21 protein-coding genes are annotated in these 23376 nt (G+C 73.1%); 13 read left to right on the forward strand and 8 right to left on the reverse strand.

The window, feature by feature from the left end; genetic code table 11:
- Window positions 1-129: 129 nt before the first annotated feature.
- A complete protein-coding gene (gene ndgR, locus ACFV88_RS16675) occupies window positions 130-846 on the reverse strand; it encodes an IclR family transcriptional regulator NdgR (protein WP_010984119.1) in 717 nt (238 codons plus the stop codon).
- Window positions 847-1033: 187 nt separating this feature from the next.
- On the opposite strand from ndgR, the gene leuC reads away from it, so the two are divergent.
- The 4 genes from leuC to ACFV88_RS16695 all read left to right on the forward strand — a co-directional run bounded on the left by leuC (window position 1034) and on the right by ACFV88_RS16695 (window position 4509).
- Window positions 1034-2464, forward strand: coding sequence for a 3-isopropylmalate dehydratase large subunit (gene leuC, locus ACFV88_RS16680; RefSeq protein ID WP_385491437.1), 1431 nt, complete (start codon window positions 1034-1036; stop codon window positions 2462-2464).
- Between the two features lie 5 nt (window positions 2465-2469).
- Window positions 2470-3063 (forward strand): 3-isopropylmalate dehydratase small subunit, encoded by a 594-nt coding sequence (gene leuD / locus ACFV88_RS16685; RefSeq protein ID WP_385491439.1) that lies wholly within the window; start codon window positions 2470-2472, stop codon window positions 3061-3063.
- 369 nt (window positions 3064-3432) lie between these two features.
- Window positions 3433-3660, forward strand: coding sequence for a hypothetical protein (locus tag ACFV88_RS16690; RefSeq protein ID WP_385491442.1), 228 nt, complete (start codon window positions 3433-3435; stop codon window positions 3658-3660).
- A 171-nt stretch (window positions 3661-3831) separates the two neighbouring features.
- Window positions 3832-4509, forward strand: a complete 678-nt coding sequence (locus ACFV88_RS16695; protein ID WP_385491445.1) for an HU family DNA-binding protein — start codon at window positions 3832-3834, stop codon at window positions 4507-4509.
- A gap of 169 nt (window positions 4510-4678) precedes the next feature.
- On the opposite strand, the gene ACFV88_RS16700 is transcribed toward ACFV88_RS16695, so the two are convergent.
- Both ACFV88_RS16700 and cofC read right to left on the reverse strand, forming a co-directional pair.
- The gene (locus ACFV88_RS16700) at window positions 4679-4882 is read right to left on the reverse strand and encodes a hypothetical protein (RefSeq protein ID WP_385491448.1); all 204 of its coding nucleotides are present in this window, start codon (window positions 4880-4882) and stop codon (window positions 4679-4681) included.
- A 10-nt stretch (window positions 4883-4892) separates the two neighbouring features.
- Entirely contained in the window at window positions 4893-5573 is a 681-nt protein-coding gene (gene cofC / locus ACFV88_RS16705) for a 2-phospho-L-lactate guanylyltransferase (RefSeq protein WP_385491450.1), read from the reverse strand.
- Window positions 5574-5783: 210 nt separating this feature from the next.
- Here cofC and ACFV88_RS16710 point away from each other — a divergent pair, with 210 nt between their 5' ends.
- The 3 genes from ACFV88_RS16710 (at window position 5784) to ACFV88_RS16720 (ending at window position 8836) form a co-directional block, all read left to right on the forward strand.
- On the forward strand, window positions 5784-6587 hold the full coding sequence (locus tag ACFV88_RS16710; RefSeq protein WP_385491453.1) for a lysophospholipid acyltransferase family protein: 804 nt from the start codon (window positions 5784-5786) through the stop codon (window positions 6585-6587).
- The gene (locus ACFV88_RS16715; RefSeq protein WP_385491456.1) at window positions 6584-7594 is read left to right on the forward strand and encodes an NAD(P)H-dependent glycerol-3-phosphate dehydrogenase; all 1011 of its coding nucleotides are present in this window, start codon (window positions 6584-6586) and stop codon (window positions 7592-7594) included. The genes ACFV88_RS16710 and ACFV88_RS16715 overlap by 4 nt, the downstream gene beginning before the upstream one ends.
- A gap of 90 nt (window positions 7595-7684) precedes the next feature.
- Window positions 7685-8836 (forward strand): D-alanine--D-alanine ligase family protein, encoded by a 1152-nt coding sequence (locus ACFV88_RS16720; protein ID WP_385491459.1) that lies wholly within the window; start codon window positions 7685-7687, stop codon window positions 8834-8836.
- 57 nt (window positions 8837-8893) lie between these two features.
- Here the strand turns inward: ACFV88_RS16720 and ACFV88_RS16725 are convergent, their stop codons facing one another.
- Window positions 8894-9382: a DUF3515 domain-containing protein gene (locus ACFV88_RS16725; protein WP_385491462.1), complete on the reverse strand. Its 489-nt coding sequence runs from the start codon at window positions 9380-9382 to the stop codon at window positions 8894-8896.
- A gap of 20 nt (window positions 9383-9402) precedes the next feature.
- A complete protein-coding gene (locus tag ACFV88_RS16730) occupies window positions 9403-9636 on the reverse strand; it encodes an Lrp/AsnC family transcriptional regulator (protein ID WP_103548548.1) in 234 nt (77 codons plus the stop codon).
- Between the two features lie 263 nt (window positions 9637-9899).
- Here ACFV88_RS16730 and ACFV88_RS16735 point away from each other — a divergent pair, with 263 nt between their 5' ends.
- Both ACFV88_RS16735 and thiD read left to right on the forward strand, forming a co-directional pair.
- Window positions 9900-10865, forward strand: a complete 966-nt coding sequence (locus ACFV88_RS16735; RefSeq protein ID WP_385491464.1) for a thiamine-phosphate kinase — start codon at window positions 9900-9902, stop codon at window positions 10863-10865.
- A gap of 203 nt (window positions 10866-11068) precedes the next feature.
- On the forward strand, window positions 11069-11917 hold the full coding sequence (gene thiD, locus ACFV88_RS16740; RefSeq protein ID WP_385491467.1) for a bifunctional hydroxymethylpyrimidine kinase/phosphomethylpyrimidine kinase: 849 nt from the start codon (window positions 11069-11071) through the stop codon (window positions 11915-11917).
- Between the two features lie 91 nt (window positions 11918-12008).
- Here the strand turns inward: thiD and rpmB are convergent, their stop codons facing one another.
- Window positions 12009-12194 (reverse strand): 50S ribosomal protein L28, encoded by a 186-nt coding sequence (gene rpmB / locus ACFV88_RS16745; protein ID WP_015036441.1) that lies wholly within the window; start codon window positions 12192-12194, stop codon window positions 12009-12011.
- Window positions 12195-12464: 270 nt separating this feature from the next.
- On the opposite strand from rpmB, the gene ACFV88_RS16750 reads away from it, so the two are divergent.
- A complete protein-coding gene (locus ACFV88_RS16750) occupies window positions 12465-14219 on the forward strand; it encodes a DAK2 domain-containing protein (protein WP_385491469.1) in 1755 nt (584 codons plus the stop codon).
- Between the two features lie 21 nt (window positions 14220-14240).
- On the opposite strand, the gene ACFV88_RS16755 is transcribed toward ACFV88_RS16750, so the two are convergent.
- On the reverse strand, window positions 14241-17297 hold the full coding sequence (locus ACFV88_RS16755) for a tetratricopeptide repeat protein (RefSeq protein ID WP_385491472.1): 3057 nt from the start codon (window positions 17295-17297) through the stop codon (window positions 14241-14243).
- On the reverse strand, window positions 17294-19144 hold the full coding sequence (locus ACFV88_RS16760) for an HSP90 family protein (protein ID WP_385491474.1): 1851 nt from the start codon (window positions 19142-19144) through the stop codon (window positions 17294-17296). The genes ACFV88_RS16755 and ACFV88_RS16760 overlap by 4 nt, the downstream gene beginning before the upstream one ends.
- Window positions 19145-19518: 374 nt before the next feature.
- On the opposite strand from ACFV88_RS16760, the gene recG reads away from it, so the two are divergent.
- From recG to coaD, 3 genes are all read left to right on the forward strand, one after another.
- Entirely contained in the window at window positions 19519-21810 is a 2292-nt protein-coding gene (gene recG / locus ACFV88_RS16765; protein ID WP_385491477.1) for an ATP-dependent DNA helicase RecG, read from the forward strand.
- Window positions 21811-21904: 94 nt separating this feature from the next.
- On the forward strand, window positions 21905-22507 hold the full coding sequence (gene rsmD / locus ACFV88_RS16770) for a 16S rRNA (guanine(966)-N(2))-methyltransferase RsmD (protein WP_385491479.1): 603 nt from the start codon (window positions 21905-21907) through the stop codon (window positions 22505-22507).
- A gap of 26 nt (window positions 22508-22533) precedes the next feature.
- Complete coding sequence (gene coaD / locus ACFV88_RS16775) at window positions 22534-23028, forward strand: pantetheine-phosphate adenylyltransferase (protein WP_385491788.1); 495 nt, start codon at window positions 22534-22536, stop codon at window positions 23026-23028.
- The last annotated feature ends 348 nt before the right edge of the window (window positions 23029-23376 follow it).

The raw sequence follows: 23376 nt of genomic DNA on the forward strand, positions 1-23376 counted from the left end.
CGGGGGGCCGGGTGGCGGGCGCCCCGCCTCCGCGCGGTGCCCTAGCCCCCCGGGGGGGGGCCGGTGTGGGGGGGGGGGGGGGTGGGTGTGCCCGGCCCCCCCCGGACCCCGTGGTGCGGGTCGGGCCGGTCAGCCGGTGCGGCGCAGGGCCTCCGAAAGGCGGCCCGCGGCGTCGATGACGGCCTGGGCGTGCATCCGGCCCGGGTGTCGGGTCAGCCGCTCGATGGGGCCGGAGACCGAGACGGCGGCGACCACGCGGTTGGACGGTCCGCGCACCGGAGCGGAGACCGAGGCCACGCCCGGCTCGCGCTCCCCGATGGACTGGGCCCAGCCGCGACGGCGCACGCCCGAGAGCGCGGTGGCCGTGAAGCGGGCGCCCTGGAGGCCGCGGTGCAGTCGCTCCGGCTCCTCCCAGGCCATCAGGATCTGGGCCGAGGAGCCCGCCTTCATGGTGAGCGTGGAACCCACCGGCACCGTGTCCCGCAGGCCGGACAGCCGCTCGGCGGCGGCCACGCAGATCCGCATGTCGCCCTGGCGGCGGTAGAGCTGGGCGCTCTCGCCCGTGACGTCCCGTAGGTGGGTGAGCACGGGCCCGGCCGTGGCCAGGAGGCGGTCCTCGCCCGCCGCGGCGGCCAGCTCCGCCAGGCGCGGACCCAGGATGAATCGTCCCTGCATGTCCCGTGCCACCATCCGGTGGTGCTCCAGGGCGACCGCGAGACGATGGGCCGTGGGCCGTGCGAGCCCGGTCGCCGCGACCAGCCCGGCGAGGGTGGCCGGACCGGACTCCAGGGCGCTCAGCACGAGAGCGGCCTTGTCGAGTACGCCGACACCACTAGAGTTGTCCATGCAACGATATTCGCGTCTCACTCTGTGAAACGCAAGTTCAATTCTCCAGGGAACTTGTCACCCTGTATGTCACACGCCGCCCGCAGACCGACGGGGCAGGCGGTCGCTGTCCGGGACGAGGGGTACCGGAGACGACGCTCACACACCTAGTTGGGTCGACCAACGACGGCCGACCGGAGGGAAAGCGATGGGTAGGACACTCGCGGAAAAGGTCTGGGACGACCACGTCGTCCGGCGCGCAGAGGGCGAGCCCGACCTCCTCTTCATCGATCTGCACCTGCTGCACGAGGTGACCAGCCCGCAGGCGTTCGACGGCCTGCGGCAGAACGGCCGTCCGGTGCGCAGGCTCGACCTCACCATCGCCACCGAGGATCACAACACCCCGACCCTCGACATCGACAAGCCGATCGCGGACCCGGTCTCGCGCGCACAGCTGGAGACGCTGCGCAAGAACTGCGCCGAGTTCGGCGTGCGGCTCCACCCGCTCGGTGACGTCGAGCAGGGCGTCGTCCACGTCGTCGGCCCGCAGCTGGGGCTGACGCAGCCCGGCATGACCGTCGTCTGCGGCGACTCGCACACCTCCACGCACGGGGCCTTCGGCGGTCTGGCGTTCGGCATCGGCACCTCCCAGGTGGAGCACGTGCTGGCCACCCAGACCCTGCCGCTGGCCCGCCCGAAGACCATGGCCATCACCGTGGACGGCGAACTGCCCGACGGCGTCACCGCGAAGGACCTGATCCTCGCGATCATCGCCCGGATCGGCACCGGCGGCGGCCAGGGCTACGTCCTGGAGTACCGCGGTTCCGCCATCGAGAAGCTCTCGATGGAAGCCCGGATGACCATCTGCAACATGTCCATCGAGGCCGGTGCCCGCGCGGGCATGATCGCGCCCGACGAGACCACCTTCGCGTACCTGAAGGGCCGCCCGCACGCCCCCGAGGGCGCGGACTGGGACGCCGCCGTCGCGTACTGGGAGACCCTGCGCACCGACGACGACGCCGTCTTCGACGCCGAGGTGGTCATCGAGGCCGCCGCGCTGTCGCCGTTCGTGACCTGGGGCACCAACCCGGGCCAGGGCGCCCCGTTGTCCGCGAGCGTCCCCGACCCCGCTTCGTACGAGGACGCTTCGGAGCGGCTCGCCGCCGAGAAGGCCCTGGAGTACATGGGGTTGACCGCCGGACAGCAGCTGCGGGACATCAAGGTCGACACCGTCTTCGTAGGTTCCTGCACCAACGGTCGGATCGAGGACCTGCGGGCCGCGGCCGACATCGTCCAGGGCCGCAAAGTCGCCGACGGCGTACGGATGCTGGTCGTCCCGGGCTCGGTGAGGGTCGGGCTCCAGGCGGTCGACGAGGGCCTGGACAAGGTCTTCAAGGAGGCCGGCGCCGAGTGGCGGCACGCGGGCTGTTCCATGTGTCTGGGCATGAACCCCGACCAACTCGCCCCCGGCGAGCGCTCCGCTTCCACCTCCAACCGCAACTTCGAGGGACGGCAGGGCAAGGGCGGGCGCACCCACCTGGTGTCCCCGCAGGTCGCCGCCGCCACCGCGGTCCTCGGCCATCTGGCCTCACCGGCCGACCTGGCCGGAGCCGACGTCGCCACCCCCGCAGGAGTCTGAGAGCCATGGAAGCCTTCACCACCCACACCGGCCGGGCCGTCCCGCTGCGCCGCAGCAACGTCGACACCGACCAGATCATCCCCGCCCACTGGCTGAAGAAGGTCACGCGCGACGGCTTCGAGGACGGGCTCTTCGAGGCGTGGCGCAAGGACCCCGAGTTCATCCTCAACCGCCCCGAGCGGGAGGGGGCCACCGTGCTGGTCGCGGGCCCCGACTTCGGCACCGGCTCCTCCCGCGAGCACGCCGTCTGGGCGCTCCAGAACTACGGCTTCAAAGCGGTCATCTCCTCCCGCTTCGCCGACATCTTCCGGGGCAACTCACTCAAGAACGGCCTGCTCACGGTAGTTCTGGACCAGAAGATCGTGGACGCGCTCTGGGAGCTGACCGAGACGGACCCCCAGGCGCCCGTCACCGTTGACCTCGAAGCGCGCGAGGTGCGCGCCGAGGGCGTCACGGCCGCCTTCGAGCTGGACGAGAACTCCCGCTGGCGGCTGCTGAACGGCCTGGACGACATCAGCATCACCCTGGCCAACGAGCCGGACATCGCCGCGTACGAGGCGCGCCGCCCCTCGTACAAGCCGCGCACGCTGACGCTCTGAACCGCCCGGCCCCGGTCCGGTCGGCCCCGCGGATTCCCGCGCGGGACCGGCCGCCGGGGCCCCGGGGCGCCCGCTCCCCGGCGGCCCGGGGGCCGCTGCGCCCCCCGCGAGGCCCTTCGAGGCCCGCGACCCCCTTCGAATCCCGATGATGTACCCCCATCCGTCCCACGGTTGGGGGTACATCCGTGTGCGCTCCCGCAACCCCTCCGCGGGGCGTTCCGCCGGTCGTCAACTCGCCGCAGTCCAGGGCCACAAGAGGCCGAAAGTTGCCTTGCGGATGAGACCCTGAAGGTGACGCGAAATGCCCTCCGAGCTGCATAGTTGCACCCTGGGCGGGCGACAACTCGCCCTAGATGGCACAATCGGTGCATGGATCGCGATGACCAACTCCAGCTCTACGGGGTCGTCGCGGACCAATTGAAGGAGGCGCACGCCAAGGTGCGCGCACTGCAAGTCCCGGAGGGCGTACGGATGGCGCTGACCCGGAAGCTGCTGGTCATCACGGCCGTGGCCAAGCACGATCTCGCCGATGCGGCAAGGCGTCTGGAGCGATTGAGTGTGGACCTCGACGAGGGTCGTTTCCCTGAAGAGGGCTGAGTGGCACCGGCATCGGGTCGCGATGCGGGTCGACCGAGCAGGCAGCGGTCGATTTCGTTGCGGCACAAGGGTGATTAGCCCGTTTCGTGTTTGATTTGCGGTATATATCTGCCTAACGTGCGAAAAAGTCTTGAACAGATTCGTTCGAGCAATGTTTCCGAAGGGGAAGACGTGAACAAGGCGCAGCTCGTAGAAGCCATTGCCGACAAGGTCGGTGGCCGTCAGCAGGCCGCTGACGCCGTGGACGCCGTACTCGATGCCATCGTGCGGGCGGTCGTCGCGGGTGACCGGGTCTCGGTCACCGGTTTCGGCTCGTTCGAGAAGGTCGAGCGGCCGGCCCGCTACGCCCGCAACCCGCAGACGGGGGAGCGGGTCAGGGTCAAGAAGACCTCGGTGCCCCGCTTCCGTGCGGGTCAGGGCTTCAAGGACCTGGTGAGCGGCTCGAAGAAGCTCCCCAAGGGCGGCGAGGTCTCCGTCAAGAAGGCTCCCAAGGGCAGCCTGTCCGGCGGCACCAAGACCACCGCCAAGGCCGCGACCAAGAAGGCCGCTGCCAAGAAGACCACGGCTCGCAAGACCACGGCCGCGGCGAAGAAGACCACGGCCGCCAGGAAGACGACCGCCACGGCCAAGAAGACCACGGCCACGGCCCGCAAGACCACGGCCGCCGCCAAGAAGGCGACCGCGACGAAGAGCACGGCGGCCAAGAAGACCACGGCCGCGGCGAAGAAGACCACGGCCGCGGCGAAGAAGACCGCTCCGGCGAAGAAGGCGGTGGCCAAGAAGGCACCGGCCAAGAAGTCGACCGCGCGCAAGACCACGGCCAAGAAGACCACCGCCCGCAAGCGGTAGGACGGGGCCGCAACGGTCACTCACGCGCCGGGCCGGACTCCCCCCGGGGAGTCCGGCCCGCGGGCTGTCCCGGACCCCGCCGGCGCGCGTGAGCGGGCGCTGACGCGTGTCAAAGGGGCCGGGGGGACTTCCGGGCCGGACGGGCCGGAGGAGGGCGTCAGGGCCGGCGCTAGAACGTCTGGAGGGTCACCAGCGTGACGCGCCGGTCGTTCCCGTCGCCGGTGACCTCGATCCGCACGCGCTGGCCCGGCCTCAGGAGGCGCAGACCCCCCGCGTCGAACGCCGGGCCGTCGAACGGGACCGGAGTCCCGTCGTCCAGGAGGACGCTGCCGCTGCGGGAGTCCGGGTCGTACGTGTAAGCGGTGGCTTGCATGGGGGAAAGCCTAACGGCGCGGTTGCCGGCAGACCGCTGGCCGGGTGCTCTGCCCGTCCGCGGCGGGGGGCCGTGGCGCCGCCCGCCGGGTGTGCGGGCCGACGCCCAGCGCCAGGGCGGTCCACAGGTCTCGACCGGTGTCGACGTCCTGGCGCACCGAATCGGTGTCCGGGAGCAGGATCTCCACCGCGTCCGAGGCCCGGTGCCGGGCGCGCGACGCCCCGCCGAAGAGGGGGCGCAATTCCGTGCCGGGCAATGCCGTCAGCAGGGTCGTACCGATTCCCGAGGCATCCGGCACGAATGCGCGCGGGAATTGTGCGGCCCGGTCGAGAACCCGGGTCAATTCCTCGGGCCGCAATGCGGGGAGATCGGCGTTCAGCGTGGCGAGGGGGGCTCCGGGCCGGCCGCGGCGCACCGTAGCGGCTCCGTGCGCCAGTGCGGCGTTCAGCCCGCCGCCCCGGACCGCGTCCGGGACGATCCGGGCCCCCAGGCGCGTCAGCTCCCGGTCCGCCAGCGCGTCGTCCGTGACGACCACCACATCCCGTACCGCCCGGCTGGCCAGCGCCGCGGCCACGGTGTCCTGGGCGAAGGCGAGGACCAGACCGGGACGAACCGTGTCCGATGCCGTGTCCGAGAGTCTGCTCTTGGCCTGTGCCAAGGGCTTCAGCGGGACGATCAAGGTCCACTGCACGCGCGCTCCGTCCCCACACATCGCTCCCATTGTCACCCGCGCCCCACCCCTTCCGTCGGTCAGGGGGCCCCGCTCACCCGTGTCGCCGGGGCGGGAGGCGCGCGGTCCCGGGCGTACCGTGTGCTCGACAGAGAGGCGGCTCGGAGCCACACTTGGGCGCCTGACCAGGTCCGGACCGGGGCCGGGTGAAGCTAGAGGGAAGGTGTCCGCGTGTCCCGCCGAAAAGTCGGCTTCTGGTACCGCCTCGCGGCGGTCCTGTGCAAACCGCCGTTGGTGGTGCTGTTCAAGCGGGACTGGCGCGGAATGGAGAACATCCCGACTTCGGGCGGATTCATCACGGTGGTGAACCACAATTCCCACGTGGACCCGGTCGCTTATGGTCATTTCCAGTACAACTCCGGACGGGTGCCGCGTTTCCTTGCCAAGCACAGCCTCTTCCGCAAGGGGTTCGTCGGGGCCGCGATGCGCGGTACCGGGCAGATCCCCGTCTACCGCGAGAGCACGGACGCGCTCAGCGCGTTCCGGGCCGCCATCGACGCCGTGGAGCGCGGTGAGTGCGTCGCCTTCTACCCCGAGGGCACCCTCACCCGCGATCCCGACCAGTGGCCCATGAGCGGCAAGACGGGCGCCGCCCGGGTCGCCCTGAGCACCCGCTGCCCGGTGATCCCGGTCGCCCAGTGGGGCGCGAACCTGCTGTTGCCGCCGTACGCGAAGAAGCCGCACCTGTGGCCCCGCAAGACCCACCGGGTGCTCGCCGGGCCGCCCGTGGACCTGTCCCGGTTCTACGGCGAGGAGCCGACGCCCGAACTGCTCAAGGAGGCCACGGAGGTCATCATGGCCGCCATCACGGCCCAGCTGGAGCAGTTGCGCGGCGAGAAGGCACCGGACACCCCCTACGACCCGCGCCGGGCACGGGTCCAACAGCGCAGCCGGACCACGGCCGGGCGCAGCGAACCGAACGAACGGCCCTCACGGGCCGGACAGCACGAGAACGACGTGGAGGACGGCAAGTGACCAGCACCGTGAAGGCGGCCGTCTTCGGCACCGGTTCCTGGGGCACGGCCTTCGGCATGGTGCTCGCCGACGCCGGCTGTGACGTCACCCTGTGGGCCCGCCGCGGCGCACTCGCCGACGCCGTCAACTCCACCCGCACCAACCCGGACTACCTCCCCGGCGTCGAACTGCCCGCGAACCTGCGGGCCACCACCGACCCGGCCGAGGCGGCGGCCGGCGCCGACCTCACCGTCCTCGCGGTCCCCTCGCAGACCCTGCGCGGCAACCTCGCCGCCTGGCGGCCCCTGCTGGCGCCCGGCACGGTCCTGGTGTCCCTGATGAAGGGCGTCGAACTCGGCTCCGCGATGCGGATGAGCGAGGTCATCGAGGACGTGGCGGGAGTCGGCGCGGAGCGGGTCGCCGTCGTCACCGGCCCCAACCTGGCGCGGGAGATCGCGGCCCGGATGCCCGCCGCCGCCGTCGTCGCCTGCGCCGACGAGGCCGTCGCCCAGCGCCTCCAGGCCGCGTGCCACACCGCGTACTTCCGCCCGTACACCAACACCGACGTGGTCGGCTGCGAGCTGGGCGGTGCGGTCAAGAACGTGATCGGCCTCGCGGTCGGCATCGCCGACGGCATGGGCCTCGGGGACAACGCCAAGGGCTCCCTCATCACCCGGGGGCTGGCGGAGACCACCCGACTCGGCCTCGCCATGGGCGCCGACCCGCTCACCTTCTCCGGTCTCGCCGGGCTCGGGGACCTGGTGGCCACCTGCTCCTCGCCGCTCTCCCGCAACCACACCTTCGGCACCAACCTGGGCAAGGGCATGACCCTCCAGGAGACCATCGCCGTCACCAAGCAGACCGCCGAGGGCGTCAAGTCCTGTGAGTCCGTGCTGGATCTGGCCCGCCGGCACGGCGTCGACATGCCCATCACCGAGACGGTCGTCGACATCGTCCACGAGGGGAAGCCGCCGGTCGTCGCCCTGAAGGAACTCATGTCCCGCAGCGCCAAACCCGAACGCCGCTGACCTGCGCCCCGGCGGCCGGACGGACGCCGGGCGGCACACGGCCCCGCGGGCGCTGACCCACGACGGGGCAGCGGGTACGCTCAGTCCGTTATGAGCAGCGAGACCTCACCCCAGAGCTTCAGGCTCCGCAAGCCGCGCGTGGCCGTCGTGTTCGGCGGTCGCAGTTCCGAGCACGGCATCTCCGTCGTCACGGCGGGCGCCGTCATGCGCGCCATCGACCGCGACAAGTACGACGTGCTGCCCATCGGCATCACCCGGGACGGGCGCTGGGCGCTCACCGCGGACGAGCCCGACCGGATGGCGATCACCGACCGCACGGTCCCGAACGTGGACCAGTTGGCCGAATCGCCCGAGGGCACCGTCGTGCTCCCGGTCGACCCGTCGAGCCGCGAGGCCGTCTACCACGAACCCGGCGCCGTGCCCAAGGCCCTCGGCGACGTGGACGTGGTCTTCCCCGTCCTGCACGGCCCGTACGGTGAGGACGGCACCCTCCAGGGGCTCCTGGAACTGTCCGGGACGCCGTACGTGGGCTCCGGTGTGCTCGCCTCGGCCGTCGGCCAGGACAAGGAGTACATGAAGCGCGTCTTCGTCTCCTTCGGGTTGCCGGTCGGGCCGTACCTGGTCGTCCGGCCCCGCGAGTGGGAGCGGGACGAACAGGGCGCCCGGCAGCGGATCGCCGCGTTCGCCGGCGAGCACGGCTGGCCGCTGTTCATCAAGCCCGCCCGCGCCGGTTCCTCGATGGGCATCACCAAGGTCGACTCCTTCGAGGGCCTGGACGAGGCGATCGAGGAGGCCCGGCGCCACGACCCCAAGTTCCTGGTCGAGTCGCTGCTGCGGGGCCGGGAGATCGAGTGCGGGGTGCTGGAGTTCGAGGACGGGCCGCGGGCCAGCCTGCCCGCCGAGATCCCGCCCGTGCAGTCCCACGACTTCTACGACTTCGAGGCGAAGTACATCGACTCCGCCGCCGGGATCGTGCCCGCTCCGCTGAGCATCGAGGAGACCGCCGAGATCCAGCGGTTGGCCGTCGCCGCGTTCGAGGCCGTGGGCTGCGAGGGACTCGTCCGCGCGGACTTCTTCCTCACCGAGGACGGGAGCTTCGTGATCAACGAGATCAACACGATGCCCGGCTTCACGCCCATCTCCATGTACCCGCGGATGTGGGAGGCCAGCGGGGTCTCCTATCCGGAACTGGTGGACCGACTGGTGCAGGCCGCGCTCCGGCGGTCCACCGGACTGCGCTAGCGGAGCCGTCCCGCCGCCCCGGGCGTCGGGACACCGCCAGCCGGCGGGGCCGTCACCTCAGTCCGCTATGCCCTCGGGGACCTCGGCGATGACGGGCTCCGCGAGATCGGTCAGCGGGGCCAGCCCGCGATCCTTGCGGGACCCGGGCAGGGTCACCTCGACGTACGCGCGGCGCAGCGCGGTGGTGAACCGGAACGTGCCGTCGCCCTGCGGTTCCATCAGCCAACCGACGCCGTTCACCTCGACGCTGTCGGCCTTCGGATCGTTCATCTTCGCGGGTCGGGGCACCCCGCAGCGCAGTATGATCGCCGGATCGCCCCAGGCCGCGGTCAACTCGGACGCGGGCGTCGGGTCACCCCGGTCGAGCCCGTCCACCCGTTCCGGCAGCGCCCCGTGCAGGTTCCGGCACAGCAGGTCGGCCGAGTCGGCGGGGGAAGGGACCGCCGCCGTCACCGAACCGCCCGCCGGGGAACAACCGGCGACGGCACACAACAGGGCGAGGGCGGACGGCCCGAACAGACGGCGCCGGCGACGGGGAGAGCTCACCGGCCAAGGGTAGACGGGGACTACAGATGGACGACCGGGCAGGTCAGGGTGCGGGTGATGCCGTCCACTTGCTGGACCTTGGCGACCACCATGCGGCCCAGTGCATCGACGGTGTCGGCCTGGGCGCGCACGATCACGTCGTACGGTCCGGTCACGTCCTCGGCCTGGATCACCCCCGGGATCTTGCTGATGGTCTCAGCGACGGTCGACGCCTTGCCGACCTCCGTCTGGATCAGGATGTACGCCTGTACCACGGAACCTCCAGGGCGGCCACGAGGATCATGTGGGGAGAAGAGACGCCACGTTATCGCGTTGCCGTGCGCCGCGGGGAGACCCGCGGACGCCGTGGCGCGCACGGGGTGCACGCGCGGTACGGGTTGACGGCCTCGCCGACCCCGCGCAACGCACCCATCACCAGCACAGCGCCGACCGTGCCGGCAGGGCCCACGACACCCGCGCGTGCGGGGGCGGCCGTCGGACCGGTCGGTCGCACCGGCGCGGAAGGGGCAGGACGAGGATGAAGGGCACCGTGGGCGAGCTGGGGGAGTTCGGGCTCATCAGGGAACTGACCGCCCGGCTCACCACCACCCCGGCGGTACGGCTGGGGCCCGGGGACGACGCCGCGGTGGTGACCGCCCCGGACCGGCGGGTCGTCGCCAGCACCGACGTCCTGCTGGAGGGCCGCCACTTCCGCCGCGACTGGTCCACCGCGTACGACGTGGGCCGCAAGGCCGCCGCCCAGAACCTCGCGGACATCGCCGCGATGGGCGCCGTGCCGACCGCGCTGCTGCTCGGCCTGGTGGTCCCCGCCGAACTGCCGGTGACCTGGCCGACCGAGCTGATGGACGGACTGCGCGACGAGTGCCAGGTCGCGGGCGCCGCCGTGGTCGGCGGGGACGTCGTCCGCGGGGAGACGATCACCCTGTCGATCACCGCGCTCGGCGATCTGCGCAACCACGAGCCGGTGACCCGGTCCGGCGCCCAGCCCGGTGACGTGGTCGCCGTGACGGGCTGGCTGGGCTGGTCCGCCGCCGGGCACGCGGTCCTCTCCCGCGGCTTCCGCTCGCCGCGCGCCTTCGTGGAGGCCCACCGCCGACCGGAGCCGCCCTACCACGCGGGTCCGGCCGCCGCCGGGCTCGGCGCGACCGCCATGACCGACGTCAGCGACGGACTGATCGCCGACCTCGGACACATCGCCGAGTCCAGCAAGGTCCGCATCGACGTCCGCTCCGGTGCGGTCGACGTGCCCTCCCAGATGAACGACATCGCGACCGCCGTCGGCATCGACCCGCTGCTGTGGGTGCTCACCGGGGGCGAGGACCACGCGATCGTGGCGACCTTCCCGCCGGACGTGAAGCTGCCCGCACGCTGGCGGGTCATCGGCGAGGTGCTGCACCCCTCCGCGCTGCCGCAGGTCACCGTGGACGGGGCGCCCTGGACCCGGGCCAGCGGCTGGGACCACTTCGGCGACATCGAGGACTGACAGTGAGGATGTGACGTGGCTTCTCCGACGGGTCTGACTCACGGACTGACCGACGTCTCGACTGTCTTGTTGGGGATTTGTCGATCCGCTCGGAGGAGCCGCCTCGCACGCGACCGGACGGGCGACCGTGACCTTATAGGAGATTGGTCAAGAAGCCCCGCCACTGTCCCGCGCCCCGACCGCACCGAGAACGGACGACCTCCATGACACCCCAGCCCCCGCCGTCCCCGACTCCCGCGCCGCCGCCCCGCGCCGCGCCGCCCCGGGTGCTCACCGTCGCCGGATCGGACTCGGGCGGCGGAGCCGGCATCCAGGCCGACCTGAAGACGCTGCTGACCCTCGGCACCCACGGGATGAGCGTGCTGACCGCGGTCACCGCCCAGAACTCGCGCGGCGTCCAGGGCGCCTGGGAACTGCCGGTGGCAGCCGTCCGCGCCCAGTACCGCAGTGTGGTGGACGACATCGGGGTGCAGGCCGTGAAGACCGGCATGCTGGCCTCCGCGGAACTGGTGGAGACGGTCTCGGCCCTGCTCACGGCCACCGAGGCACCCGTGGTCGTCGACCCGGTCGGGGTCTCCAAACACGGCGACGCACTGCTCGCGGCCTCCGCGCTGGACGCCGTGCGCCGAGAACTCCTGCCGACGGCGACCGTGGCCACGCCCAACCTGGACGAGGTGACCCAACTCACGGGGATCACGGTGCGCTCCGAGGACGGGATGCGTCGGGCGGCCGATGCCGTGCTCGGGTTCGGACCGCGCTGGGCGCTCATCAAGGGCGGGCACCTCGCCGGGGACGCCGTGGACCTGCTCACGGACGGCGCCGAGGAGCACTGGCTGCGCGCGCCCCGCCTCGACAACCGGCACACCCACGGCACGGGCTGCACCCTCGCCAGCGCGATCGCCGCCCGGCTCGCCCACGGGGACCCCGTGCCGGTCGCCGTGACGGCGGCCAAGGAGTACGTGACCGGGGCGATAGCCGCCGGGTTCGCCCTCGGTTCGGGCATCGGGCCGGTGGACCACGCCTGGTGCACACGGAACGTCACGCAGCACTGACCCGGCTCCTCCGGGACACGAAGAAGCCGGCCCACCCGAGGGTGGACCGGCTTCTCAGCAACCAGCAAGTGGCCGCGCTAAAAGCTATACGTCAGCGCGAGACCTTGCCGGCCTTGATGCACGAGGTGCAGACGTTGAGCCGCTTCGGCGTCCGACCGACCACGGCACGCACGCGCTGGATGTTGGGGTTCCAGCGACGGGGCGTACGGCGGTGCGAGTGGGAGATGTTGTTGCCGAAGCCCGGCCCCTTGCCGCAGACGTCGCAGTTGGCAGCCACGGGTCACTCCAAAGACTTCAGATGCACTTACGGTTGAACCCGGCATGCCGGGACCAGTGCAGTGATCGGGTGGCGTTGCCAGGGGAAAGGCCCGATGTGGATCGGGCAACCGGAGCAGCATACTACGGCTGCTTCGGTAGAACGAAACTACCACGCTCCACCCGGAGACCTCCCCACCTGCCGCTGCGGGTGCTCTTCCCACCCGGTCCGCGGACCGGGGCCGGGCGCTACGCTGCCTCGCAGTCCGGATGCCCGAAGGAAGGCCAGCAGGTGCCCCAGATCCTCGACTCCGTCACGGTGCGTGCCTGGTGCGCACGGTCCCTGGAGGCGCTGGGCAGGGCCCGCGAGGAGATCGACGCGATCAACGTCTACCCGGTGGCCGACGGCGACACCGGGACCAACCTCTACCTGACGCTGGAATCCGCCGCCCAGGCCGTGGAAGCGGTGTTCGCCGGGCACGAGCCGCAGCTTCCGGCACCCTCCGAAGTGATGCGCGCGATGGCGCACGGGGCGCTCATCGGGGCGCGCGGCAACTCGGGCACGATCCTCGCCCAGCTGCTGCGCGGCATGGCCCAGGTGCTCGCCGCCGAAGCATCCGAAGCATCCGAAGCATCCGAAGAAGCCGCAGCATCCGAAGCCGGGGACGCAGCAGCCGCCGAACGGCTGCGGCGGGCGCTGCGCCGGGCCGCGGAGTCGGCGTACGAGGCGGTGGCGCACCCCGTGGAGGGCACCGTCCTGACCGTGGCGACGGCGGCGGCCGACGCGGCGGCCGACGTCGACGGCGATTGCTCAGCCGTGGTCAGGGCTGCCTACCGGGGCGCCGTGACGGCCCTGGAAGCCACCCCCGGGCAACTGGCGGTCCTGGGACGGGCGGGCGTCGTGGACGCCGGCGGACGGGGCCTGGTCGCCGTTCTGGGCGCCCTGGTGGAGGCACTGACGGGTGAGCGCCCGCCGACCGTCGCCGGGGGCCGCGCGCGGACCGCCCGCGAACCCCGGCCACCGGCCGCCGAAGGCGACTGCGAGGAGCACCGGGACGCGGCGGCGGGCGGGCCGGCGTACGAGGTGATCTACCTGCTGGAGGCCACCGACGCGGCCGTGGAGCGGCTGCGCGCCCGGCTCGACGCCCTCGGGGACTCCCTGGTGGTCGTCGGCGGCGACGGGCTGTGGAACGTCCACGTGCACGTGGACGACGCGGGGGCCGCCGTGGAGGCCGGGGTCGAGGCGGGACGCCCGCACCGCATCCGCATCACCCACTTCGGCGCCGGGGACGCGCACACCGCCCGCCCGGGCGACGCCCGGGAGGCCGTCGAACCGGTGCAGCGGGCGGTCGTGGCCGTCGTCCCCGGCGAGGGCCTGGCCGAGCTGTACGCCGGGGCCGGGGCCGTACCCGTGCTGGCCCGCCCCGGGGAGCCCCCGGCCAGCGGCGAACTGGCCCAGGTGATCCGCCGGGCCCACGCCCGCGAGGTGGTGCTGCTGCCGAACGACGCCGGGCTGCGGCACACCGCCGCCGCAGCCGCCGAACAGGCCCGAGCCGACGGGGTGCGGGTCGCCCTGATCCCCACCCGGTCCGCCGTCCAGGGCATCGCGGCGCTCGCCGTCCACGAACCGGACCGCCGCTTCGACGAGGACGTGGTGGCGATGACCTCCGCCGCCGGTGCCACCCGGTACGGGGAGCTCGCCGTCGCGGAACGGCAGTCCTGGACCATGGCGGGCATCTGCCAGGCCGGTGATGTGCTCGGACTGATCGACGGCGACGTGGCGGTCATCGGGGAGACACCCGACGACGACCCCACGGGGCCCAGCGGCGCGGTCCCCGGCGACGTCCTCGCGCACACCGCCGTCACCGTCCTGGACCGGATGCTCGCGGCGGGCGGCGAGCTGGTCACCCTGGTGCTCGGCGAGGACGCGCCGGACGGCGTCGCGGAACTGCTGGAACGCCATGTGCGCGAAGCCCACCTCGCGGTCGACACGGTCGTCTACCGGGGCGGGCGGCACTCCGCGCTGCTGCTCATCGGCGTCGAGTAGCCCCGGGGCCACCGGCCCCGCTCAGTCCCGCCCGGCCAGGTGCGCCAACAACTCCTCGGCGGCGGCCGTACGGGCGCTCCCGGTCTCGTCCGAGGAGCCCCGGTGGGCGAGGAGCACCGAACGGGCCCGCGCCTCGGCCCGGTCGCGGCGCCCCAGGTACGAGAGCAGCCAGCCGGCGTGCAGTTCCGCCGCCGTCCGGCTGTCCAGCGCCGCGGGCCCCAACGAGGCGTAGTCGTCCACCGCGCGCGCCACGTGGTCCAGGGCCTCCTCGTACGCCGCACGGACCGCGGGATCGCCCTCCGGGGCGCCGTCCTGCGAGCGGACCAGCAGCTCGCCGAACTGCCGCCGGGTCTGCGCCGATTCGGAGACCAGCCGTTCCCGGGCCCCCTCGCCGACCTCCTCGGGAGCGGCGTTCCGGGCGGCGGTGAGGGCCCGTTCGCACTCCGACAGGGCCGTCTCCATCAACTCCCGCGCCTCGTCGAGCCCGGCCCCGGCGAGGTGCCCCGCGTCCTCGTCCACCATCAGCCACGCCCGCGAACGCAGCGAACGGACCAACCCGTGCGGATTGCCGAGCGGACGCCACAGCTCACCGGCCCGCTCGTACGCCCGGTCCGCCTCGGCCGCCAGGCCCGCGTGCCCCAGGGACTCCGCGGCCATGTGGGCGAGCATCGCGTGGTCCCGCTGCTCGGGCCAGGTCCGGGCGGTCTCGGCGGCGAGCAGCCACTGTTCGGCGGCGTCCCGGTGGTTGCCCAACTCCCGCAGGCAGTCGCCCAGCCACCACCGGGTCTGCACCAGGGTGCCGTCCCCGTGGGCCTCCTCGGTCAGGTCCAGGAGCGCGGCCTCCAGGACCTCGGCGGCCTCGGCGTACCGCCCGAGCTGGAGCAGCAGCCCGCCGAGCTGGTGCCGCGCCCAGGCACCGAGGGCCGGCCCCGCACCGGACTCGTCGGCCCAGTGGGCGGCCTCCAACGCGTGCTCGCACGCCCCCGGCAGGTCCCCCGACCTGGCCAGGCCCTCGGCGAGCTGGAGGTGCAGCTGCGCCTGGTGCACCGGCGGCAGCAGCGACCCCCCGTGTTCGAGGGCGGCGCGCGCCGCCCGGTGGGCGAGGTCCAGATCGTCCAGGTGCCGGGCGAGCGCGGCGAGCCGGGACGCCGGCTCCGCCGCGAACCAGGGGGTGCCGGCGGCGACGTACCCCTGCCAGGCACCGGTGAAGAGGTCCACGGCCGCCTCGGCGTCGCCCCGGTGCGCGGCGAGCTCGCCGAGCATCGCCCGGGCGGCGGCGGCGCGTGACACCAACCGGGGGTCGTCCGGATGGCGTTCGGCCAGCTCCAGGAGGCGTTGCGCGGCGTTGCGGGCGGCCCGTTCGGCCGCCGCCGGGTCCCCGGCGGCGGGCGGGGGCGCCGCGTCCGGGTCGGCCGCCCGCTGCTCCTCGCGGCCGACGGCGACCAACAGGGTCCGCGCCTGGTACAGCAGCATCGACGCCGCGTGCCGGGCGCCCGCCCCGGACTCCTCGTACCGGGCGACCGCCCGCCGGGTGGGCTCCGCGAGGTCCTCGGCCGACCCGTCCGGCGCGGCACCGGCCGCCCGCAGCGCCCGGGTGTAGACCCCGCGCGCCCGGGCCTGAACCGCCTCGTCGGGGGCGCCGGCCGCCTCGTACAGCTCGGCCGCCCGCTCGAACAGCGCGGGGTCCCCGCCGCCCATCGCCGCGTGGTCGGCGATCTCCGCACGGTCCCGGTCGGGGAGGACCACGCCCTGCGCCCCGGCGACCTCGGCCACCGCGGCCCAGGCGTCCTGGGCGGTCGGGTGCCGGTCCCGGGTGCGCTGCCTGGCCTCGGCCAACAGCTCGTCCAGCGTTGCTCCCCGGTCGGTGCCACCGGCGCCCGGCACCCGGGCGGTCGTCGGGTCCGGCCCGGAGTGCGGCGCGGTCACCGGGGGCAGCCGCCCGGCGCGCACCCCGAGCGGCAGCCGGGCCACCAGGGGCCGCCGGGCCATCCGCTCGCGCAACTCGTCACCGATGTGGGCGGTGCGGTTGCGCGCGTCGAACCGCGCACCGATCGCCAGGGCCTGGGCCCGGGCGTGGCCGGCGAGTTCCCGCGCCGTCCAGCCCCGCCCGGCCGGTCCGGGCACCGGCTGGTCGCCCAGCCCCAACTCGGTCAGGCGCCCCATCAGCTGGGCCACCACCCCGAGGAAGCCCAGCTGGCTCCTCGGGTGCCCGCTGTCGGTGAAGTACGCGGGACGTTCGGCCAACAGCTCCAGGGCCCGCGCCTCGTTGCCGGTCAGCGTGCAGAACTCCACGTGCTGCGCGTACGCCTCGCGCATGCTCTCCGTCTCGCGCACCAACCGCAGCCCCCGCAGGTGGTTCGCCCGGGCCTCGTCGAGGCGGCCGAGGCGCACCAACGACATCAGGCTCGCCGCCAGCGAGGCGTGCGGCTCGTGGGCACAGGTGTACTCGCCGTCCAGCACCGGCCGCCACAACTCCAGGGCCTGGGCGTCCTGACGCCGGTACGCCTTGAACCACGCCTGGTCGTGGAGTTCGCAGGCGTGACAGTCGCTCATCCGGTCCCGGTCGGCGGCCCGCCAGGCGCGGTGGGCGCGTTCGGCCCGCTCCAGGTCGCCGATGTGCAGGGCGACGCTGTGTTCGCCGGCCCGCACCGCCCGCTCCGAGAACCCCGCCACCCGGTAGCGGTGCTCCATCTCGCCCAGCCACTGCTCGATCGAGTCGAGCGGGACGTGCGGTTGGTCGAGCATGCCCGAGGACATCCACTTGAACGCCCAGTGCAGCGAGTGGGTCTCGTACGCGTCGAAGTCCTCGGGGCGCTCGTCCCACATGCGCAGCAGCCGCGCGAAGGGCACGAACATCCGGTCCTTCTCGGAGCTGTAGCAGTACACCTGCAACTGGTGCCCCAGGGCCTCGATCACCGCGAGCGGCAGGCCCAGCTTCTCCGCCTCCACGAGCAGGGCCTCCGCGCGCGCGTTGCGGGCGGGACCCTCCGGCCGGGCGTCGTTCTCGGCGATCGCGGCCCGCAGCGCGGCCAGGTCCATCGCGGGGGCGGTGTCCGCGTCAGGGTCGGGCGCCGTCATCGGTTCTGCTCCCCGTGCTCGGTGTGGGTGGCCCACTCCAGCAGGCCGAGGAACGCCCTGTTCAGCAGCGCGGAGTCGCCGGGCCGCAGCGGGCGCTGCGCCATCAGCAGGGCCTGCCCGTACAGCGACTCGGTCGCGGTGCCGATCAGGTCGGGATCGCGCAGGGCGCTGATCCGGCGGATCAGGGCATTGCGGTGGTTGAGCACCAGCCGGGCCCGGGGGGCGCTGCCGCGCAGCGAGCCCAGGATGCCCGCCCACAGGTCGTCGGCCTGCTCCTCGGCATCGGCGCGGGCCTGTTCGTGGCGGGCCCGCCGGTCGTCGAGGTGCAGCGCGGGCACGGACACCGGGTGGAAGGCGCGCAGCGCCACGTCGCAGCCCAGCGGGTCGAGCCGGGCGCGCGCGGCGGCCAGGAAGGCGCCGAGCGCCAGTTCATCGGCGGGGTCGACGGTGTCGAGGTGCGCGGTCACCGTCTCCCCGTCGAGTTCCGCCACCGAGGTGTCCGGGCGGACCGAGGGCAGCGCCTCCACCAGTTCCGTGTCGTACGTGTAGCCGCCGTTGACGACGCCGATGCCCTGCGCCGACGCGATGGGCGCGACCTGGCGGAACTCCTCCACCGTGCGGGTGAAGTGGACCACCCGGTGGCGCCGGGCGAATTCCTCCAACGACAGCCGTCCGTCGGTGGTCTCGAAGGGCAGCCACGGCAGCATCGTGCGCAGCATGTCCCGGTCGTGCCGGGCCAGCGACTTGACGCCCAGGTGGTGCACCGAGACGAAGGCCGACAGCCGGTCCGGGTCGCCCGCCGCGAGTTCGGACAGCCAACTGCGGATGCGTTCGCCGAGCGCCTCCCGGACCGCGGCCAGCGTCTCGTCCTCGTACAGCGCCTCGCGCGACGCGGTGGGCCGCAGGCTGTCCGTGTCGAGGACGCAGCGCACGAAGAACGCCCAGTCCGGCAGCAGCTGTTCGGCCCGGTCGGTCAGCAGCATGCCCTTGAGGTGCACCCGGTGGCCGGCGCGCTGGGCGGGGCTCACCGCCTGCGGCAGCACGTACGCGACGCCCCGGATGCCGGCGAGCGGCACGTCCAGGTCGATGGCGTCCAGCGGACTGAACCCGAACGTCTCGTGACAGTGCCGGGCCAGCGCCACGCGCCGTGCGCCCGGGCTCGGGTGGCGTCGCTCCCACGGCGCCGGCAGGTCCGTCACGGGGCGCTCCCCGACCCGGACGTCGTAGGGGAGCAGCGCACCGAAGTCCCGCGCCAGGCTGAGGACCCGCTCCTCGTCGAGCCACTCCTGCGAGCCGGCGCGCGCCTGGAGGTACACCGTGGTGCCCGGTTCGGTGCGCGCGTCGTCCGGCAGGGCGCGCACGGTGTACGAGCCGTCGTCGCGCGCCGTCCACTCCACGGGGGGCGCCCCGAGGTGGCGCGCCGAACGGCTCACCACCCGGATGCGTTCGGCGACCACGAAGCAGGCGAGCAGACCGATCCCGAACTGTCCGAGGAACTCCGAGCGCGCCGATTCGAGACCCGTCACGGCGTCCGCCGGGACCGACGGGTCCACCGGGCCCGGGGAGCCCGGACGGCCGGACCGCTTGGAGCTGCGGCCGATGGTGGCCAACAGGGAGTGGACGTCCGACTCGGTCAGCCCGATCCCGGAGTCCTCGATGCGCAGGGTCCTGCCGCGGCCGGTCCCGCCCTCTTCGACGGCCAGCCGCACCAGGGCCGGTGCGTCGGGCTGTTCCGCGCGGCGCGCGGTGATGGCGTCGACCGCGTTCTGGAGCAGTTCGCGCAGATAGACCTTGGGGCTGGAGTAGAGGTGGTGGGAGAGGAGGTCCACCAGGCCCCGCAGGTCCACCTGGAAGGTGTGGGGGGCCTGCGCCGGCGGTGGCGCCTCGCCCGTGTCGCCCGGCTCCGGTGCGCGGTCCTTCGGCCCCGTCGAGGTCGCGGCTGCCGACGCTGGTGGAAGGGGCTCGGGGGAGGGCTGCGCGCTCGGGAGCGCATCGGTGTCCTGGGGCCCGTGAGGCGTCTGAGGTGTTTGGGAGTCCATCGTCGCTGCGCCGGTGGGGGGACGGACGACGGCGCGGGTCGGGCGGTCCCGGCGAGCGGTGACCGCGGCAGGCAAGGGACAGACCATCCTAGGCCCCGAACGAACCGGCTGACCAGCGGATTTCCCGGACGAATGGGGCCGATGTCGGCGTCGATGTCAGTGCGGTGGTGTGCAATGGTCGGGTGCCCGTGCTCGAAGAACCGTTGAAGAAGGTCCTCGGCCCCGCCACCGCCAAGGTGATGGCCGAGGCCCTTGACCTGCACACCGTAGGCGACCTCCTCCACCACTACCCCCGCCGGTACGCCGAGCGCGGCGAGCTGACCAGACTCGCCGATCTCCCCCTGGACGAACACGTCACCGTGGTCGCCCAGGTCGAGACCGCCCGGGTCCTGAAGTTCAACGGGGGCAGCGGACAGCGCCTCGAAGTCGTCATCACCGACGGCAGCGGACGCCTGCAACTCGTCTTCTTCGGCCGGGGCGTCCACAAACCGCACAAGGACCTGCTGCCCGGCACCCGGGCGATGTTCGCGGGCAAGGTCTCGCTCTTCAACCACAAGCTCCAACTGGCCCACCCCGCGTACGAACTGCTGCGCCGCACCCCGGACCCCGCGGCGGGGCCCGACGGGGCGCAGGAGGGCAGTGCCGTCGACTCCTGGGCCGGCGCCCTGATCCCGATCTACCCGGCCACCGCCAAGATGGAGTCCTGGAAGATCGCCAAGGCCGTGGACGCGGTCCTCCCCAGCGCCCCCGAGGCGGTGGACCCGCTGCCGCCCGCGCTGCGCGAGGGGCGCGGCCTGGTCCCCCTTCCCGAGGCCCTGCTGAAGGTCCACCGCCCGCACACCAAGGCCGACATCGCCGATGCCCGGGCCCGCCTCAAGTGGGACGAGGCGTTCGTCCTCCAGGTCGCCCTGGCCCGCCGCCGCTCCAGCGACGCCCAACTGCCCGCCACGGCCCGCCGTCCCGGCCCCGACGGCATCCTCGCCGCGTTCGACGCGCGGCTCCCGTTCACCCTGACCGACGGGCAACGGAAGGTCACCGCCGAGATCTTCGACGACCTCGCCACCGAGCACCCCATGCACCGACTGCTCCAGGGCGAGGTCGGGTCCGGCAAGACCCTGGTGGCGCTGCGGGCCATGCTCGCCGTGGTCGACGCGGGCGGACAGACGGCGATGCTGGCGCCCACCGAGGTGCTGGCCCAGCAGCACCACCGCTCCATCACGGAGATGATGGGCGAGCTCGCCGAGGGCGGCATGCTCGGCGGCGCCGAACACGGCACCAAGGTCGTGCTGCTCACCGGCTCGATGGGAGTGGCGGCCCGCCGCCAGGCCCTGTTGGACCTGGTCAGCGGCGATGCGGGCATCGTCATCGGCACCCACGCACTGATCGAGGACAAGGTCCAGTTCCACGATCTGGGCCTGGTGGTCGTGGACGAGCAGCACCGGTTCGGCGTCGAGCAGCGGGACGCCCTGCGCGGCAAGGGACCCCGGGGGGAGGGCGGTGAGCGCCGCACCCCGCACCTGCTGGTCATGACCGCGACCCCCATCCCGCGCACGGTGGCGATGACCGTCTTCGGGGACCTGGAGACCTCCGTCCTCGACCAGTTGCCCGCCGGACGCTCGCCGATCGCCAGCCACGTCGTGCCCGCCGCCGACAAGCCGCACTTCCTGACGCGCGCGTGGCAGCGCGTCCGGGAGGAGGTCGCCAAGGGGCACCAGGCGTACGTGGTCTGCCCCCGCATCGGTGACGACCCCGAGACGACCGAGCCCGGCACCGCCGCCCCCCCTCCCGACGCGAAGGCCGCGGCCAAGGCGGAGGCCAAGGCCGCGGCGAAGGAGGAGGCGGCGGCCACCGCGGACAAGCGCCCCCCGCTGGCCGTCCTGGACGTCGCGGAGGAACTGGCCCGCGGCCCCTTGCAGGGGCTCGCCGTCGAGGTGCTGCACGGACGGATGGCGCCCGAGGACAAGGACGCGGTGATGCGGAGGTTCGCCGCCGGGGAGACGGACGTCCTGGTGGCGACCACCGTCATCGAGGTCGGGGTCAACGTGCCCAACGCCACCGCGATGGTGATCATGGACGCGGACCGCTTCGGCGTCTCCCAGCTCCACCAGCTGCGGGGGCGGGTGGGCCGGGGCTCGGCCCCCGGCCTGTGCCTGCTGGTGACCGAGATGCCCGAGGCGAGCACCGCCCGGGCCCGGCTGGAAGCGGTCGCGGACACCCTGGACGGGTTCGCCCTGTCCCGCATCGACCTGGAACAGCGACGGGAGGGCGACGTCCTCGGGCAGGCGCAGTCGGGGGTGCGCTCCTCGCTGCGGGTCCTCACCGTCCTGGGGGACGAGGACGTCATCGCCGAAGCCCGGGAAGAGGCCACGGCGGTGGTCGCGGCCGACCCGGAGCTACGGGAACTGCCGGGCCTGCGGGTGGCCCTGGACGCCCTGGTCGACGCCGAGCGGGAGGCGTACCTGGAGAAGGGCTGAGCCCGCCCGGCCGGGTGCGCGCGACCGCATCCCGCTCCGGACGCCTATCGTGGGGGTGTTCGCACCGACCGCACCGTGAAGGACCCGAGCGCACATGACCCGCGTGATCGCCGGACTCGCCGGTGGACGGCGGCTGGCCGTCCCCCCGGGCAACGGCACCCGCCCCACCTCGGACCGTGCGCGAGAAGGGCTCTTCTCCACCTGGGAGTCCCTGCTCGGCACCCTGAGCGGCCTGCGGGTCGCCGATCTGTACGCCGGCTCCGGCGCGGTGGCCCTGGAGGCGCTGTCCCGGGGAGCCGCCCACGCCCTGCTGGTCGAGGCCGACCCCCGGGCCGCCAAGGTGATCAGGGAGAACGTCCGGACGCTCGGCCTGGCCGGTGCCGAGGTGCGGGCCGGCCGCGCGGAACAGGTGGTCACCGGACCCCCACCGGCCGCGCCGTACGACGTGGTCTTCCTCGATCCGCCCTACGCCGTCGAGAACGGCGATCTTGAAGAGATCCTGCTCACACTCCGTGCTGAGGGGTGGCTCACCGTCGACGCGCTCGTCACCGTGGAGCGCAGTACCCGGGGCGGCGCGTTCCCCTGGCCCGCCGGCTTCGAGTCCGTTCGGTCCCGGCGCTACGGCGAGGGAACGTTTTGGTACGGTCGCGCCGCCGCCACCAGCGACACCACCCCCACGTGCGACAACGCACCGTGACCGGACCGGAGAGCGAGGAACCACAGTTGCGCCGCGCCGTCTGTCCGGGGTCCTTCGACCCCATCACCAATGGCCACATCGACATCATCGCCCGTGCCTCGAAGCTGTACGACGAGGTCTACGTCGCCGTGATGATCAACCAGTCCAAGAAGGGGCTGTTCGAGATCGAGGAGCGGATCGACCTGATCCGCGAGGTCACCGCCGAGTACGGCAACGTACGGGTGGAGTCGTTCCACGGGCTCCTCGTTGACTTCTGCAAGCAGCGTGACATCCCCGCCATCGTCAAGGGGCTGCGGGCCGTCAGCGACTTCGACTACGAACTCCAGATGGCCCAGATGAACATCGGACTCTCCGGTGTGGAGACGCTGTTCGTCCCGACGAACCCCACGTACAGCTTCCTCTCGTCCTCCTTGGTCAAGGAGGTCGCTGCGTGGGGCGGGGACGTCTCCCACTTGGTTCCCCCGACCGTGCTCGGGGCGCTGTCCGGACGGCTCCGCGAACGCCGCGAAGCGGGCCGCTGACCGGTTGCCCGCGGCCCTTCGGTGCGATCCGCTGCGCGTGCGCTGTTCGCTCGCCGTGCGTCCCGGCCTCGCGCAGTTCCCCGCGCCCCTCAACAGATGCGCCCCACTCACCGCGCGCTCCCCCCGCCCCCAGGGGCGCGGGGAACGACGCGAGTATGCACGACGCACCCGCGCCGAACCACGCACCCCGGCCGAAGAAAGGGGGCGCGGGGAACTGCGCGAGCAACCGAAGCGGACCCGCACCCAACGACGCACCGCCAGAGGCACCCCCCCAGGGGCGCGGGGAACGGCGCGGGCAAGCACCACGCACCCCCGCAGCCGATGCCGGACGGCACAAAGTGGCCGTAC

The organism is Streptomyces sp. NPDC059816, assembly GCF_042732055.1.
Classification (GTDB): Bacteria; Actinomycetota; Actinomycetes; order Streptomycetales; family Streptomycetaceae; genus Streptomyces.